The sequence below is a fragment of the Streptomyces sp. NPDC006265 genome (assembly GCF_040613555.1).
In the GTDB taxonomy this organism is placed as follows: domain Bacteria; phylum Actinomycetota; class Actinomycetes; order Streptomycetales; family Streptomycetaceae; genus Streptomyces.
The window spans coordinates 1-2,935 of record NZ_JBEXSH010000533.1 but is presented as its reverse complement, the minus strand read 5'-3'; the positions used below and the strand labels follow the sequence as shown (position 1 = coordinate 2,935).

General features: G+C 70.0%; 3 protein-coding genes and 2 pseudogenes. 2 read left to right on the top strand and 3 right to left on the bottom strand.

Going from position 1 to position 2,935, the window contains the following annotated elements:
• Window positions 1–208: pseudogene (locus tag ABZ281_RS32945) on the bottom strand (hypothetical protein); the annotation flags it as partial.
• Window positions 209–500: 292 nt separating this feature from the next.
• Between ABZ281_RS32945 and ABZ281_RS32940 the strand changes: the two are divergent.
• On the top strand, window positions 501–1,301 hold the full coding sequence (locus tag ABZ281_RS32940) for an RNA polymerase sigma factor SigF (RefSeq protein WP_356661479.1): 801 nt from the start codon (window positions 501–503) through the stop codon (window positions 1,299–1,301).
• Between the two features lie 39 nt (window positions 1,302–1,340).
• On the opposite strand, the pseudogene ABZ281_RS32935 reads toward ABZ281_RS32940, so the two are convergent.
• A pseudogene (locus ABZ281_RS32935) lies at window positions 1,341–1,772 on the bottom strand (FG-GAP repeat protein); the annotation flags it as partial.
• 58 nt (window positions 1,773–1,830) lie between these two features.
• On the bottom strand, window positions 1,831–2,115 hold the full coding sequence (locus ABZ281_RS32930; RefSeq protein ID WP_356661472.1) for a hypothetical protein: 285 nt from the start codon (window positions 2,113–2,115) through the stop codon (window positions 1,831–1,833).
• Window positions 2,116–2,403: 288 nt separating this feature from the next.
• Between ABZ281_RS32930 and ABZ281_RS32925 the strand changes: the two genes are divergently transcribed.
• Window positions 2,404–2,763: a hypothetical protein gene (locus ABZ281_RS32925; RefSeq protein WP_356661470.1), complete on the top strand. Its 360-nt coding sequence runs from the start codon at window positions 2,404–2,406 to the stop codon at window positions 2,761–2,763.
• The last annotated feature ends 172 nt before the right edge of the window (window positions 2,764–2,935 follow it).

Here is a 2,935-nt window from a genome sequence, read left to right as displayed (position 1 = left end):
CCCCAATGTGATCTGGGTCGGTTCCGGCGGCCCACCCGGCGGCAGTCTGGGCGGGCACGGCGGCGCGGGCCGCGGCCGGACCGGGCGGAAGGCCGGTGCCCACGTCGGCCGCTCCGGCGGGCGTGGCGAGCGCGAGGCCCGCTCCGACAGCGGCGACGGACAGCAACGGCCGTCTGAGACGGTGCCGGTATATGCGGGGGGTTGTCACAGCATCCTCCGAGAACCCGGGGCAAGGGGTGGTGCCTGCCGGGCCGTGGGTCGAATGGGTCGACGCAAGATTTCAGATGAGGGCATGACAAGGGAAGGGTCTGTGGCCATCGATCGTCAGGGGGAGACAAGTAGGTGACTCCGCTCCGGATCGCGCAGGGGGGCATGCTCTGTACATGCCGGGGTACACGCGCGTTCGTCAGCCCGAGGCAGGCTGGCGGCGTGCACCGACAGGGGAGGGAAGCATCGTGGCGACAGTGACTGCGGCGAAGACGGACACCAAGGTGGATGGCATGCCGGAGGTCGCCGACCCCTCCCGGGTCGCGCCGAAGGACGCCCGGCAGCTGACGCGTCTGTTCTTCGACCAGCTCGCGGTGCTGGAGGAGGGCACGCCCGAATACCAGTACGCGCGGAACACGCTGATCGAGATGAACATGTCCCTGGTCCGCTTCGCGGCGGGGCGGTTCCGCAGCCGCGGGCCGGAGGAGATGGAGGACATCGTCCAGGTCGGCATGATCGGCCTGATCAAGGCCATCGACCGGTTCGAGTTGACCCGGGAGGTGGAGTTCACCTCCTTCGCCATCCCCTACATCGTCGGCGAGATCAAGCGGTTCTTCCGCGACACCACCTGGGCCGTGCACGTCCCGCGCCGGCTGCAGGAGGCCCGGGTCCATCTCGCCCGCGCCACCGAAGAACTCCGCAGCCTCCTGGGCCGCACCCCGACGGTGAAGGAACTGTCGGAGCTGATGAGCCTGCCCGAGGACGAAGTCAGGGAGGCCCGCCTGGCCTCCAACGGCTACAACTCCACCTCGCTGGACGCGGCGATCAGCAGCAGCGAGGACGGCGAGACGGCCCTGGCGGACTTCATCGGCGCCGACGACCAGGCCCTCGAACTCGTGGAGGACTTCCACGCACTCGCCCCGATGATCGCCGCGCTCGACGAACGCGACCGGCAGATCATCCGTATGCGCTTCGCGGAAGAACTCACCCAGGCCCAGATCGGCGAATGCCTCGGCGTCTCCCAGATGCACGTCTCCCGCCTGCTCTCGCGCTGCCTGGCCCGGCTGCGTGAGGGCATGCTCTCCACCAACTGACACCAAGGCGGACGGTGGACGGTGGGCGCCCGGGTCAGATCATCCGAGGAGTCCGCTGCCGCCGAACTGGGTGTTCTCCCGCTGAGGGAGGCCGACGGACGAGGCGGTGATCATCCGGCTGCCCTTGGCGGTGGGACCGTCGGCACCGCCCGGGAGAACCCAGAGCGCTCCGGTGGAGGAGTTCTCCAGCGCGGCGCTGATGAAGAGCTCCGGTCGGCCGTCCTTGTCGACGTCGCCTGCGGCCACGGTGGTGCCGAATTCGTCCTCGGTCTCGCCGGCTCCGGGGATGCCGGCGGTGTCCTGGGTGAAGGCGTAGGCGCCGCCGCCCAGGGCGCCGGTGCGGCGGCCGGGGATGACCGTCACCTGCCCGGCGTTCGCCGCGCCCGTGTCTTCCCCCGGTGAGCCGGCCACGATGTCCGCCGCTCCGTCCCGGTTCAGGTCGGCCAGCGCGAGGGAACCGCCGAATCCGTCAGGGAATCGTAGGACGAGCCGGCGCGACGTCGGTCGCGCCCCCGGTGTGGTGCAGGCGCTACGACGAGGCCACGACCTCGCCGGCTGTGACCTGGGGTGGCTGGGGGAGCAGTGCGGCGAGCCGGTCCCGGACGAAGTCCTTCGCCCTGTCGGTCGACTCCTCGGCGCCGGAGCGGTCCTGGAAGACACTCGTCGACACCATCACCCCGCCCCCGGCATCAACCCAGTAGTAGGCCACGAAACCCTGGACCTGCCGAACCAGAGGCAAGAACTCCCCGTTCACAAGGCGCCCGGCCTCAACGGGCTCGGTCACCCCTTCGTACCGGCGAATCACTGCGTACATGGGCCGTCTCCTCCTGCTTCTCGACCTGTCCTGTGCGCATACGACGTGCCCGCCGTGAGGCGTGAGGGGTACGGCCGGCGGGAGAAGATCACCGGAAGAGCCTCCTTGGCCGAAGCCACGCCCCTCGGCACCATCCAGGCCCCCTGTACGGGCCCGCCCCGGCTGCCGGGCAGCCATCCGCCTCGTGTTGCCGCCGTCAGCCGGCGGGAGGGCCGTACGCGCCTGTTTTGCCCGTTCGTGGGGACCGCCCGAGCCGAACGGACGGCACGGCGCATAGAATCCGATCTCATGCCGAAGCCTGACGAGCTGATCGTTGACATCGCCGCCCTTGTGGAGTCCGGGCGGAGCAGCCAGATGTCCCTGACCGTGGTCACCGGTGGTGCTGTCATCACCGGTCGCCTGGCTCCCGAAGCCATGTGGCGGCAGCGGGTGTCGGAGGTGCTGACGGGTTCCGCCCGCCTGGGCGAGTTCTCCGCCGTCTTCGACACCCCGAAGAAGAAGGACGGGCCACCCACGCATCTGCACTTCCATGTCGCACGGATCCTGCAAGGCACCGTGGGAATCCCGGAGACGGGCGGCATGTTCCGCGTCGCGATCGAGGACATCAGTGCCTGGACCGTGGGCGACTTCAGCTACTCCGACCACTGACCGGCGGCCGAGCCGGGAGCGCACGACCGTGAAGGGCGGCTCTACGCGGCGCTGCCGTGACCGGCCTCGCCGGGAGCGCCCAGTGGCCGCGTCGGCCCCTCGTCCTCCACCACCCTGCGTTCCGGCTCCGTCCCGTCCAACTCCCAGTGGTGGCGGCACTCCTCGCACCGGG